This window comes from Lewinella sp. LCG006 (genome assembly GCF_040784935.1).
Classification (GTDB): Bacteria; Bacteroidota; Bacteroidia; order Chitinophagales; family Saprospiraceae; genus Lewinella.
The window spans coordinates 1,362,022-1,374,969 of record NZ_CP160680.1 but is presented as its reverse complement, the minus strand read 5'-3'; the positions used below and the strand labels follow the sequence as shown (position 1 = coordinate 1,374,969).

Genomic DNA, 12,948 nt, shown 5'->3' with positions numbered 1-12,948 from the left:
GTGACCGAAAATATCTCCAAAATAATCTTGTATATTGGTCCTTGGGAATAGCATTTAAACAATACACGTACATGAAAGTCAAATTTTGCGGGGCCGCTCAGGAAGTTACGGGAAGCGCTCATTTACTCACGCTTGAAGATGGTTATACCATCTTACTGGATTGTGGCCTCTATCAGGGCAATGACAAAGAGATGAAGGATTTTAATGAAACCTTCCTTTTTGATCCTGCCAAAATTGACTGCCTCATCCTTTCTCACGCCCATATCGATCATACCGGCCGAGTGCCAAAACTGGTGAAAGATGGTTTCAGAGGCAGTATTTTTGCTACCCACGCTACGCGCAGCCTGTGTTCCATCATGCTTATGGACAGTGCCATGATCCAGGAGCGCGATGCCGACTACTACAACAAGCGCAACCCCGACAACAAAAGAGAGCCACTGTACAACTCCGAAGATGTGCACCAAACCATGCAACTCTTCACGGGTTGCCCCTATGACAAGTGGGTCAATGTTCGCGACAATGTAATGTTGCAGTACCGCGATGCCGGCCACATCCTGGGAAGTGCCAGCGTGACCCTACGTATCCACGAAAGCAACCGAACCATTCATTTTGGCTTCACTGGTGACATCGGCCGCCCTGATCGCCCAATCCTGCGCGACCCACAAAAGATGCCCGCCGTGGATTACTTGATCTGCGAATCGACTTACGGCGATCGTCTCCACGATGAAAAGCCCAAAGAGCTGGAAAAATTCCTACGCATCATTCAAGAAGCCTGCGTAGAACGCAAAGGCAAGCTGCTCATCCCTGCTTTCAGTGTTGGCCGCACCCAGGAGATCGTCTACATACTGGATCAGCTTGAAAACCAGGGTAAGCTCCCTAAAATCCCCGTTTTTGTCGACAGTCCACTCGCTGTAAATGCCACCACCATCTTTGGCTCCCATCCTGAGTGCTACGACGAAGACCTGGAGAAATACCTCCTCATGGACGACAATCCCTTTGGATTCAACGGATTGCAATACATCAAAAAAGTTGAAGCGTCAAAAGCCATCAACGGCATGAAAGAACCTTGTATCATCATCAGTGCCTCGGGCATGATGAACGCTGGCCGCTCCAAGCACCACTTGTTCAACATGATCGAAGACCCTCGCAATACACTGCTCCTCGTAGGCTATGCTTCACCACAAACCCCCGGCGGCAAAATCCGCAATGGTGCCACCGGGCTCAAGCTTTTTGGCCAGTACAAGCAAGTCCTTGCCCATGTAGAGCAGATGGATTCCTTCAGTGCGCACGCTGATCGCAATGAAATCCGCGAATTCTTACGCGGACAGGAGCAGCACGTCAAAAAATTATTCCTTGTCCACGGCACCATCGAACCGCAAGAAAGCCTCGCTGGTTTACTGAGTGATGTTGGTTTCAAAGACGTGCAGATCCCAGAATTAGGCCAGGAGTACGATTTGTAACCTGCCCCTGTAGATTGGAAGTCGGAAGTGGGAAATCGGAAGTCGGAAGTATTTTCATACCCGGCACCCTCTTGTGTTATAAAAGAAAAACCTCAAGTGCCCTTAAGTGCCTTATGTGGTTCAAAAACCGCAATGTGTGTGCCTAAAATAGGTTGACAAAAAAAATCAACCAAAAATGGCAAAAGAACCAGACAAAAAGTTTCAAACTGAAGGCAAGTACAACCGCACCTTCAGCAAGGCGTTCAAGCAATCAAAAGTGCGAGACCTTAAAGCGGGGGTAGTCCAAATAAAAGACTTATGCGAGCTGTATAGTATTAGCCGAACATCGGTGTACAATTGGCTATATTTGTACTCCGAGGCGGAAAAAGGGGTAAAAACAGTCATACAAATGGATAGCGAGCAGTTCAAGACGCAGCTATTGTTGCAGCGGGTGGCCGAGCTAGAGCGGTCGGTGGGTCAGAAGCAACTGGAGATAGACTACCTTCAAAGCTGTTTGACGGTTGCCAGTGAGGAGTTAGGGTACGACATAAAAAAAAAGTACGGACCACCGCGTTGGAACGATTCCGCCGAGGAAGAGCCCAAAAAGCAGGGACAATGAATGCTTTATATGGGATAGCGGGTATCTCCCGACAAGGGCATCATCGGGCGTTGAAGCGGCAGTCCGAGGAGCAGGCCAAAGAGCCGTGCTACGTGGGCTTGATGTCGGAAATAAGAGAGATTCACCCGGGGATGGGGCTGCGGACGATGTACGACCAGTTTGCCCCGGAGGGCATCGGGCGGGATGCGTTCATCGCCTTGGGTATCAGGGAAGGCTATCGGCTGCGAGCTGCGGAAAACCCGCAGATAACGACGCGGGCGAGCAAACGTCGCCACTATCCCAACCTATTGGTGGATAAGTGGTTGACAGGTGTAAACCAGTTGTGGACGAGTGATATCTTTTACTTTCCGCTGCAGGGTAGGCACTACTACGGCGTGTTGATAATGGACGTATACTCCCGTCGTCTCATAGGTTGGTCAATGGCCGACAATATGAGGGTAGAGAATAACATCGCAGCCCTCAACAGAGCTTTTACCCTCCGGGGTGTGGAAAACTATGGGCAGCAACTTATCCATCACTCCGACCGTGGAAGCCAGTACATCAGCGACGACTATACGGAATTACTGTACAACTATGGCATCCGCATAAGCATGTGCGCCGAGGTGTTAGAAAATGCACACATCGAACGTGCCAACGGAACCATCAAAAACGACTACCTGCACCGCTGGAATATCAGAACAGAAGACCAGTTGTATTTACGCATGGAACAAGCCGTTAACAACTACAATAACCGTAGGCATCGCAGCTTGGAAATGACCCCCATTGAGTTTGAAACTCATGTCAAAGAACTTCATAAGGGAGAATCAGTGCCTACATTCAAGCTGTTCGTTTACCAACAAAATGTAGATAACCCTTTTCAACTTGAATTAGATTTCGATGCTTAATTCACCCAATTTTGTCAACCTATTTTAGGCACACACACAACCAAACCAAAAATCTGAAATCTGAAATCAAAAACCACCCTCCGCTGGGAAAACGGGCAGTGGCGCAGCCTCCCCGACGATGCCATCACTCCTGAATGGCCCTTAAGTATCGGTATCTATGATGCGCAGCAAGACGAAACCATCGATCTCGCTATCACCATGCGCTCCCCAGGCAACGACGAAGCCCTCATCTACGGCTACCTCTTCACCGAAGGCATCATTCAGCGGGCCAGCGACATCGCAGCCATCAAACTGATCAGCCCTTCTGAAGCTCTCGTAACGCTAGCAGCCCAGGTAGATTTCCAGCCCGCCAACTACCACCGCTTCGGGTATACCAATTCCAGTTGTGGCCTTTGCGGCAAAACTGACCTTGAACAACTTGAACGCACCCTTTACCACTTCCCAATCCCTGGCCAACCCATCGTCTCGCCAGAGGTCCTCACCCAGCTGCCACAAGCACTTACCCAACAGCAACATTTATTTAGCCAAACGGGTGGTATCCACGCTGCCGCCCTCTTCGATAGCTACGGCCAACTCCTCTTCTTACAAGAAGATGTAGGCCGCCACAATGCGCTCGACAAACTTATCGGCAACAGCATGCTCCAGGCACAATTCCCTTGGCGCGACAAGCTCGTCTTGCTCAGTGGCCGTATCAGTTACGAATTGGTACAAAAGGCGGCTACGGCAGGTACTCCCATCTTAGCGGCCATCGGCGCGCCCTCCTCCCTAGCCATCCAACTGGCCGAAGAGACAGGCATGACCCTGATCGGCTTCCTCCGCAGAGATCGACTCAATGTGTATACGTATCCGGAGAGGGTGATGGGGCACAGCACCATGTAGGGTACTGACCTCGGAGTACATTGGCGATCTTGGTCTTGCAAGATAGATCGTCTTAAAGACCAGTCTTTTGGTTTAGAGCTTTCCCTTCGAAAAGAATCGATAAAGCGTTTATTTCTTCCGCAAAAAATCGGGCAATTGCCTCAAGGCTGCCAGTTCGCGGTAGGCATCGCGTGCCTCCTGTGCCGGAATCCCGAAATAGGCTTTCCCTCCTTCCAGATCTTTACTCACGCCGGCTTTCGCCGAGATCATGGCCTTGTCACCGATGGTAATATTCTGGGCAACCCCCGCCTGACCGTAGATCACCACTTCGTTGCCAATGGTACAGTTGCCTGCTATGCCCACTTGCGCAGCAAACAGACACTTCTTCCCAACTTTGGTATCGTGCCCAATCTGCACCTGACAATCGAGCTTGCTGCCCGCACCAATGATCGTGTCGCTCGATACACCCCGGTTGATGGTGCAATTGGCGCCAATATCCACCCGGTCTTCCAGTACCACCCGCCCACCAGAGCGCCATTTGTGGAATCCAGCCGACGTCTTCTTGAAATAAAAAGCATCGCTCCCAATCACCGCACCCGCTTGCACAATTACTTCATCCCCCATTACCGAGTGGTCACCGATATAAGCATTGGCCTGGATATAGCAATTTTTACCTATCACCACATGGTCGCCTATTACAGCCCCCGGCTCTATCGTGGTGCCTTCTCCAATCAGCGCACTGGTTGCTATATTCCGCTGTAGCGGTTGCCAGGGGCGATAACGCCACACCAGATTGTTGTACGTTGTAAACGGATCCTCAACCACTAGCAACGCCTTCCCTTCAGGTACTTCAGCAGCTTTGTTAATCAGGATGATCGTCGCTGCCGAGCCCAGGGCTTTGGCGTAGTATTTCTCCACGTCCACAAAAGTAATATCCCCAGCTTCTACGTGGTGTACTTCGTTGATCCCGGTTGCCAGCAAGTCCGGATCACCCAACAATTTCGCACCTATCTGCTCCGCCAATTCTCCAACGGGCAGCGGTAATGGAAACTTCATAAATAGAATATTTTTATTTTTTACTGCTGTTCATCTACGGATATGATACCTTCTACCTGCTGGATTTTAGCATTCGAAAAATCCTGGTTCGCTCTGAATCCATAGCCTTCTATGATCTCCCTGGCAGTAGTTATTCGCGCAAATTTCTTCGTAAACACCTCTTCCTCCTTTTCTCGCCAGATCAGTTCTTCCGTCTCCAGCTTCTGTCTGTCTATACTTTGCCACACCACACTGTCCCGCACAATCACTTCTCCACGGCGGTCGTAGCGTATCGCATATTTGGCCACCATCGTACTGGTCACCTTCTCTTCTTCCCCAAAAAACTCTACCAGTATCCCTTCCACAAACTCCTGGTAGGGTTCCGTACGATCCAGGTTATTCAGCATCACTGGCCCCGTTATCCGCACCTTCACCTGCGCCGAATCGCTGTACAGTATCTCCACACCTTCCACGCGTTCCACTTTCACATCCAGTAGCTGCTGCAAGTCGTCTACTTCAGCCAGGTCGTTTTCACAGGCCAGTAGCCCTATTCCCAACAATGTACACAGCAATAGTAGCCTTTTCATTTCTTGTTTTGTTTTTTGGGCGCTCCCCCGCTGGGGTCAGGCTGTCCACAGCTCTCTTCGTTCGGCCCCGGCTGCACCGGGTCTCCCCTGCGGGGCCTGTTACCATCCTTAGCGCATGCGAGGTGGATGGTACTTGGTACAGGGTACTTAGATCAGTTAGACCAATGGGCTAACAAAATCCTAATACCCAGTACTAAGTACCAAGTACGATGAGGAATATCCCCGTATAAAAATCCCACTCAGGCAATACACCAAGGATATTCCTCATCCTATAAAACCATTTCCGGCACTTCGCCTTCAATGATCAAACGGCCTTCGGTAGCTGCTTTGATCTCTTCTACCGATACTCCTGGTGCACGTTCTATGAGTTTAAAGCCATTTGGCGTCACGTCCAATACGGCCAGGTCGGTCACTATTTTTTTTACACATTGTACCCCAGTCAGTGGCAAAGTGCATTGGCGAAGCAGCTTCGATTCCCCTTTCCGATTGGTATGCATCATGGCTACGATGATGTTTTCGGCGGAAGCCACCAAATCCATCGCACCTCCCATTCCTTTCACCATCTTTCCTGGTATCTTCCAGTTGGCGATATCGCCGTTGTCGGCCACTTCCATCGCGCCCAGCACCGTGAGCTGAATGTGCTGCCCGCGAATCATCGCAAAGCTGGTGGCCGAATCAAAGATCGCTGCTCCGGGCAGCGCGGTGATCGTCTGCTTGCCGGCGTTGATCATATCGGCATCCTCTTCTCCTTCGTAAGGAAAAGGCCCCATGCCCATGATCCCGTTCTCAGATTGAAAAACCACATTCAGGCCTTCGGGCACGTAGTTCGCAATCAAGGTCGGTATACCGATCCCCAGATTCACGTACCAACCATCCCGTAGTTCCTGCGCAATGCGTTTTGCAATTCCTGTTTTATCTAACATCGACTTCTTTTTTTAAACTTCTCTAATAGAGACTCAACACACTTATTTTTTTCTAGCTGCGGAGCCTGCCTGACAGCAGACAGGGCGCGGAGTTTTCTTAGCCTGCAAGGCCAGCTTGCTACCGTATATACACATCTCCTTCAAATTCCGAATGTAGGTTTAGCATGTCCATTGCCTGCACAAATTCGTTGAGCCGTCGTAGGCCGTTCCACATCGTTATTGGCCCAGCAGGGCGTTGAGAAGCGTAGCCTGACCATCCTCCGAGCCTAGCAACGACCCATGCTGCGAAGGATAAAGAATTAGGCGGATAAGGATTTTTCAATTTCTCGGTATTACCTTCTAGTTGAGGATTGATTCGCTCAATGACTTTGATTACTTTGGGCTCAAACCCAGCCTCAATACCTAAGTCTTGAGGTTCATCGCGAGCTTGAACTAGCTGCATCACTCTTATAGAACTGATCAGCGCCAGTACCGTAAGGTTCTTGAGTGCAGCTGCATTTGATACTTGTGCCGATTGAACGTCCATTCCTTTCTTTTTCAATGTCCGAAAGACTTGCTCGATCACCCAGCGCTGTACATAATAGCCGATTATACGTAAAGCGTCATCCATACTCTGGATGCTGTGCGAAGTGAGTAATCGCCAATAGATAGGCTTTTCCTTACCTACCACGCTAGCTGGCTTTTCACGTACTTCAATAACCGTTACTTTTTGTCGGTCTACGAGGTGTTTTGTCCCCGTACCAGAACGTGGACGCGCTAAATCAATTGTAACCCATTTAACTTCTAACTCCGCCGTATGAGCCGTACGCTTATCGGTCGCTGGCAAGGCTATTGAATATTGTCCTTGTAGAGGTTGAGCATCCAGCGCCTGTTGTAGTTTATTGTGATCAACCTCCTTTAGCTTGCGGTTTTGAGAACTACGAATAACAAAGTCTACCCCCAGTGCTGTAAGTAAGACCAATAACTCATAGATATCAGCTTCTCGGTCTGCTACTACTGTTTGACTCTTGGCTCCCTGATTGTAGCTTACCGCCTTTTCTATTTCTTCGTACCAGCGATAAGACTCTTTTTCTTCTAGCTTTTCTCTATTACGATCTCGTCTCCGCTGAGCTTTATCAACAGCGTACTGTTTACGATCATATAATTGAGCAGAGGCTAAGCCTAAGCAATGATGGGTATGAGCATCCATGCTGATTACCGGATGCAAAAAAAAGCCTTGACCCCGGCCATCGCCGATCTCCGATAAGCCTTTGGCTTTACTATTGATACCGAACCCAACGGTAGAGGTATCACAAATCATTAATACATCCCGCCCTTTACTCTGGGCGGCAGTGCGTTCACAGGCTGATTGTATCATAAGCGATGGTGTGACAGATGGATTATTAACAAACCGGCCAAAAGCAACCTCCTCGCTGCGATTCTTTGCACACTGACGCAAAATAACGCTCTGCCTCGATGACATAGCCACTAACAGCCCAACATAGCGAACATCTAGTCGCTTGTCAAGAAATAACCCCATTTGCTCACTTTTTTGACATGTATTCTTTAATATGCAAAATTAAGAGAAGATGTGTATATACGGTAGGCCAGCTTGCTGGCAGGCAGATCCGCGTCTCTGCGGCAAATAAGCTACCCTCGCTGCCGCACCGTGCGCTGCTCAATTCGCTTCTCGTAATGCTCCCCTTGAAAAATACGCTGTACAAACACTCCGGGAGTGTGCACAAAGTTGGGGTCAAGCTCTCCGGGCTCTACCAACTCTTCTACTTCTGCGATGGTGATTTTACCCGCAGTGGCCATCACGGGGTTAAAGTTACGCGCCGTACCTTTGTAGATCAGGTTACCAAAACGATCGCCTTTCCAGGCTTTTACAATGGCGAAGTCTGCCGTCAGGGCATTCTCCAGAATGTGAGGTTTGCCGTTGAAATAGCGTACTTCTTTGCCTTCCGCTACTTCCGTACCGTAGCCTGCTGGCGTAAAAAACGCGGGGACACCCGCACCGCCCGCCTGGCAACGTGCCGCCAATGACCCTTGAGGGATGAGGTCTACCTCCAACTCTCCACTGAGCATTTGGCGCTCAAATTCATCATTCTCCCCCACATAAGAGGAGATCATCTTCCTGATCTGCTTTTTCTGTAAAAGCAAACCCAATCCAAAATCATCTACCCCGGCATTGTTCGAGATACAAGTCAGATCGGTAATGCCCGCTTCTACCAGGGCCGCAATACAGTTTTCCGGTATTCCACACAAGCCAAAGCCTCCCAGCATGATGGTCATCCCATCGGTTATTCCACGGATGGCAGCTTGTGCATTGGCAACAACTTTATTCATTTCTTTTGGTTTTATTCGGCAGCCCCAAAGTTAACCATCCTTGTGGACAATCGTTTAAATATCGTCCATTATCCCTAACAAAGGCTGGGTGCCGTACTGCTTCCCTTGCGCGGTCATTTTAATCAGATAATCCAGGCGCTGTTGGGAGACCTCTTTACGAGAAGAACCAGGTTCTTCTATCCAACCTACTTTTAACCGCTGGTAGAAATGAGGAAAGTTCTGAAAATTCTCCCACACCTGTTCCTCTGCTTGAAGCTGAGCGGCTATCCACTCCGGTATTTCAAAAGGATCATCGGGGCTGCCGATCTGGTCGACAATGGCCGGTGCCAGGCCTGCAGGCGTCATCAACCCCAGATGCTGTAGCTTCCAAAATCGCTGGCGGTTCAGCTCCGACAAGAAACTCTTTTTCGTCCGGCGGGGTGTAATTCTTTGCACGCGGCTTTCTTCGTCGAGCTTCTTTGCCACACCGTCGATCCAGCCAAAACACAGGCATTCTTCCACGAGGTCGTCATAAGACAGCGAGGGCTTACCCGTGTCTTTACGAAACAACTGTAGCCATATTTCGGTCTTCGTCTGGTGATGCTCTTGGAGCCAATCGCGCCAGGCAGCGCGATGTGGAGGATAAAAAACTTCGGTAATCTCGGGCATATTGGAGGGAGTTGTGAGAATTTCGAAGATAAGAGAAATTCCAGAAAATTGCGGTAAGGACAAATATTGGTAATCTTGTAAAGCAACCATTGCGCTTGTTAATCTCCAAACTACGTTGTCTCTGGAAGGTAAAAGGAACGAGCTGTGAAAACTGACCTCGGCAGAGGTCAAATATTGGTAGCCCCAAAAGTATCAAAAGCTATCCGACCTCGGAGAGTGTCGCACTCCCCCAGAAATTCTGCTCTGCGCTAAACAGCAAAGGCCGAAAATCTCCCACTGGAAATTTTCGGCCCTGCCCGGAATCAGTATAATGACTGCATCCCTTTATCAAAAGCTAAGACTAATCTTAGAACTTGATGGTCAACTCGTAGCTATCATCGTTACCTGTGTTGTTCTCGATGATGTCGTCTACCTGGAACAAGTAGTACTTGCTGTTAGCAAACACAGCGAACACATCACCTACGGCTACATCAGCAGTGTTTTGTACAGTAGTGGTAGTGCCACTACCACAGTTGGTAGAAGTACCCGCAGCTAAGGCAATACCTGTATCGTATGCATCCTTTACAATCTCTTTGTTATCTACACCGTCAAAGGTGAAGTTCTCCAACTGGGTAGCGTCTACACGCACCATAATGGCACCGTTGATCGTACCAATCTTGCGCAACCAGTTCAAAGTACCAGGAGCCATTGTACAATCTAATCCCAAGTCACGGAGTTCAGACTCCGCAGCAGCAGAACCAGTACCGGTACCCGTATCCAAGTCCAATCCACCTGTACCAGCAGGGCCAGCTTGATTGAACAATACACCAGGAATGGTAGAATCCAAAGGAGTGGTAGCAGGACCAGTGATATTGATCACAATATCAACCAGGTCGGTCTCATTACCTTCATCAGCTACAATAAAAGAGTAAGTAATGAAGTCACCAATAGCTGCTGTAGCACTTGGTGCAATATCGATAGAGTAAGTAACACCGTCTTTGTCTGCTCCAACGATCAAAAGAGGGTTATTAGAAGTAACTGCACCACTGTTGATAGTGAAGCGAGAAGTAGCCAATTTGTCACTACCTTCGTTGATAGACAGGGTATTCAATTGAGCATCTCCTTTGCTCAGGCGCACCTTCACAGAGAAAGACTCACCCAACATTACTTCGCTGTCAGCACTCAGGAAGCCAGGATCAGTAACAAAGGTAATTTCAGGACCTAGTGGATCTACAACGATAGGATCATCTCCACAAGAAGAGAAAAATAAAGCGACCATTACTAGTCCTAATCCGGTTAACTTTAGCACAAAGTTTTTCATTCTGTTAATTGGTTTGTATAAAAAAGGAAGTCGAAATCGACTCTTTATTATGAATTTATATTAATCGGTTCATTTACGTTAGATAGGGCTGTTGTATTGTGTTTGTCATGACAAATATCGCAGGTTTTTTCTTTAACGCTTCCATATCTGCCCTAATTACAACTACATTAACCTTTTCTTAAACTATTGCAAGCACTGTATATGTTCGCAACAGTTGCACTTTTATTTAGACGTAAGACAAGGAGCTTCGTCACAAAAAAGGACAGGGAGCCTTGAAAAAAAATGACACTGTTCATTAAAGCATACCTCACCCTTCGTAATTCCTGACAAAAAGCTGACTACCTTCCGACAAATTGGCACTGCACCGCCTCAAATTTATCCGTAGTTTTGCCCGCACACCCAAAAAATGATATGAAAGTCACGGAATACTTCGAACAAGCTAAAGATCAAACGCTGATCTCCTTCGAGGTGCTGCCTCCGCTCAAGGGGGGGCGTATGCAAGACATCTTTGCCGCCCTTGACCCCCTGATGGAATTTAAGCCTCCTTTTATTGATGTTACTTATCATCGGGAGGAGTTTATTTACAAGAAAAGGAAAAGCGGCTATTACGAAAAAACAGCTATCCGCAAGCGGCCGGGTACCGTGGGTATTTGTGCCTCTATCATGCACCGCTACGGCGTAGATGCCGTCCCTCATCTGATCTGTGGGGGCTTCACCACAGAAGATACAGAAAATGCGCTCATCGATCTCAACTTCCTCAATGTTGACAATGTACTCGCACTACGGGGTGATGCGCGCAAATTCGAAGGGAGGTTCATTCCCGAAGAAGGCGGCCACGAATTTGCACTCGACCTCGTCAAGCAAGTAGCAGACATGAACGCCGGCAAATACCTCGACTCTAATATCGACAACGGTGCGGCGACCAATTTTTGCATTGGCATTGCGGGTTACCCCGAAAAGCATTTCGAATCGCCCAACCTGGAACTCGACCTGGAATACACCAAAGCCAAAATCGACGCGGGAGCCAATTACATCGTAACCCAGATGTTTTTCAACAACCAAAAATACTTTGAATACGTCGACGCCTGCCGCGCCATTGGTATCAACGTACCCATTGTTCCAGGCCTTAAGCCGCTGACCAAAAAATACCAGCTCAACAGTATACCGCGCCTGTTTCACATCGATATGCCCGATGATTTGGTCAAAGCGATGAACGCTGCCCCTACCCCTGAAGCCAGAGAAGAAGTAGGTGTAGAATGGTGTATTGCACAAAGCAAAGAACTGAAAGCCGCAGGTGTTCCCTGCCTTCACTATTATACCATGGGTGACTCTTCCCTTATTCGCCGTATTGCGGAAGCGGTATATTGAGGTACAAGGTATTTAGTAGAGGGTATAGGGATTTTGAGACACCTAAATGAATGCTACACCAAACGCCACCGAGTTGTACCTAATTATCATGAGTCTTCACTTTGTTAAAAAATGTCATGGCCAAAATACTCCCGAAGCTCAACAGTAGTCTGCAAGACTTTATCAATGAGCAGCAAATGTTTTTCGTCGCCACAGCCGATGTGGATGGCAGGGTCAACCTTTCCCCTAAAGGCCTCGACAGTCTTCGAATACTCAGCCCCCAACGCCTGCTCTGGCTCAACCTCACCGGTAGTGGCAACGAAACGGCTGCCCATTTGCTGGGCGTCAATCGCATGACGCTGATGTTTTGTGCCTTTGCGGGCAACCCACTCATCTTGCGCATCTATGGCACGGCCCGCACTATCCACACTGCTGATCCGGATTGGGAAGCATTGTACGCTCACTTTCCAGATCTTGCCGGTGCCCGCCAGATTTTTGATGTCGAGATTGAGGCCGTCCAAACCTCTTGCGGCTACGCTGTGCCGCTTTATGACTTTGTCGAACAACGCAGCCGCTTGGTCACTGCTTTTGAAGAAAAAGGGCCGGAAGGCACTAAGTCTTATTGGGCCGAGAAAAACACCACGAGTATTGATGGTAAGCCGACGGGAATATTGGGGTAAAGCCCGCCTGGCCAGCTGATAGGGGATGCGGTCCGCTTCGCGTCCCTAGGGTAGAGGGATAGGGAAGAACACCGCGCATGTTAGTTTCCGAACTATCCCGCTGGTCTCCTGACCAGCTATAATGTCGAGTCTCCCACTCGCTGGTCAGGAGACCAGCAAAATAGAATCCCGACCAAAAAGGTCAGGATAGTCCGGAGACTACGATGCGCTATAGCGTTGCTAAAAAATCGCTTTCGTGTAATTTTCGTGTGTTTTGTGCTTTAGTGGCTAATAAAAACGCGAACCTATAGCTACCTTTCC

Annotated in this window: 13 protein-coding genes; 6 read left to right on the top strand and 7 right to left on the bottom strand. The window is 48.8% G+C overall.

Features of this window, described 5'->3' with window-relative positions; translation table 11 throughout:
- Positions 1-71: 71 nt before the first annotated feature.
- The 4 genes from AB0L18_RS04835 (at position 72) to fdhD (ending at position 3,821) form a co-directional block, all read left to right on the top strand.
- On the top strand, positions 72-1,460 hold the full coding sequence (locus tag AB0L18_RS04835) for an MBL fold metallo-hydrolase RNA specificity domain-containing protein (protein ID WP_367391447.1): 1,389 nt from the start codon (positions 72-74) through the stop codon (positions 1,458-1,460).
- Between the two features lie 175 nt (positions 1,461-1,635).
- Positions 1,636-2,058 carry a transposase gene (locus tag AB0L18_RS04830; RefSeq protein WP_367389771.1) on the top strand — a complete coding sequence of 141 codons (423 nt, stop codon included), beginning with the start codon at positions 1,636-1,638 and terminating at the stop codon, positions 2,056-2,058.
- Entirely contained in the window at positions 2,055-2,942 is an 888-nt protein-coding gene (locus AB0L18_RS04825) for a transposase (protein ID WP_367391446.1), read from the top strand. Before AB0L18_RS04830 ends, AB0L18_RS04825 begins: the two co-directional genes overlap by 4 nt.
- Positions 2,943-3,002: 60 nt before the next feature.
- A complete protein-coding gene (gene fdhD / locus AB0L18_RS04820) occupies positions 3,003-3,821 on the top strand; it encodes a formate dehydrogenase accessory sulfurtransferase FdhD (RefSeq protein WP_367393133.1) in 819 nt (272 codons plus the stop codon).
- Between the two features lie 108 nt (positions 3,822-3,929).
- Here fdhD and AB0L18_RS04815 read toward each other — a convergent pair whose 3' ends face one another.
- The 7 genes from AB0L18_RS04815 to AB0L18_RS04785 form a co-directional block, all read right to left on the bottom strand.
- Complete coding sequence (locus AB0L18_RS04815; protein WP_367391445.1) at positions 3,930-4,856, bottom strand: UDP-3-O-(3-hydroxymyristoyl)glucosamine N-acyltransferase; 927 nt, start codon at positions 4,854-4,856, stop codon at positions 3,930-3,932.
- A 20-nt stretch (positions 4,857-4,876) separates the two neighbouring features.
- Complete coding sequence (gene lptC / locus AB0L18_RS04810) at positions 4,877-5,422, bottom strand: LPS export ABC transporter periplasmic protein LptC (protein ID WP_367391444.1); 546 nt, start codon at positions 5,420-5,422, stop codon at positions 4,877-4,879.
- Positions 5,423-5,691: 269 nt separating this feature from the next.
- Positions 5,692-6,345, bottom strand: a complete 654-nt coding sequence (locus AB0L18_RS04805; protein WP_367391443.1) for a CoA transferase subunit B — start codon at positions 6,343-6,345, stop codon at positions 5,692-5,694.
- 118 nt (positions 6,346-6,463) lie between these two features.
- Entirely contained in the window at positions 6,464-7,807 is a 1,344-nt protein-coding gene (locus AB0L18_RS04800) for an IS4 family transposase (RefSeq protein ID WP_367393132.1), read from the bottom strand.
- Positions 7,808-7,974: 167 nt separating this feature from the next.
- Positions 7,975-8,673: a CoA transferase subunit A gene (locus AB0L18_RS04795; protein ID WP_367391442.1), complete on the bottom strand. Its 699-nt coding sequence runs from the start codon at positions 8,671-8,673 to the stop codon at positions 7,975-7,977.
- A gap of 54 nt (positions 8,674-8,727) precedes the next feature.
- Positions 8,728-9,321: a YdeI family protein gene (locus tag AB0L18_RS04790; protein WP_367391441.1), complete on the bottom strand. Its 594-nt coding sequence runs from the start codon at positions 9,319-9,321 to the stop codon at positions 8,728-8,730.
- Between the two features lie 346 nt (positions 9,322-9,667).
- Positions 9,668-10,621, bottom strand: coding sequence for a hypothetical protein (locus AB0L18_RS04785; protein WP_367391440.1), 954 nt, complete (start codon positions 10,619-10,621; stop codon positions 9,668-9,670).
- A gap of 411 nt (positions 10,622-11,032) precedes the next feature.
- On the opposite strand from AB0L18_RS04785, the gene AB0L18_RS04780 reads away from it, so the two are divergent.
- Together AB0L18_RS04780 and AB0L18_RS04775 are read left to right on the top strand one after the other, a co-directional pair.
- Positions 11,033-11,989, top strand: coding sequence for a methylenetetrahydrofolate reductase (locus tag AB0L18_RS04780; protein WP_367391439.1), 957 nt, complete (start codon positions 11,033-11,035; stop codon positions 11,987-11,989).
- Between the two features lie 116 nt (positions 11,990-12,105).
- Positions 12,106-12,648 (top strand): pyridoxamine 5'-phosphate oxidase family protein, encoded by a 543-nt coding sequence (locus AB0L18_RS04775; protein ID WP_367391438.1) that lies wholly within the window; start codon positions 12,106-12,108, stop codon positions 12,646-12,648.
- The last annotated feature ends 300 nt before the right edge of the window (positions 12,649-12,948 follow it).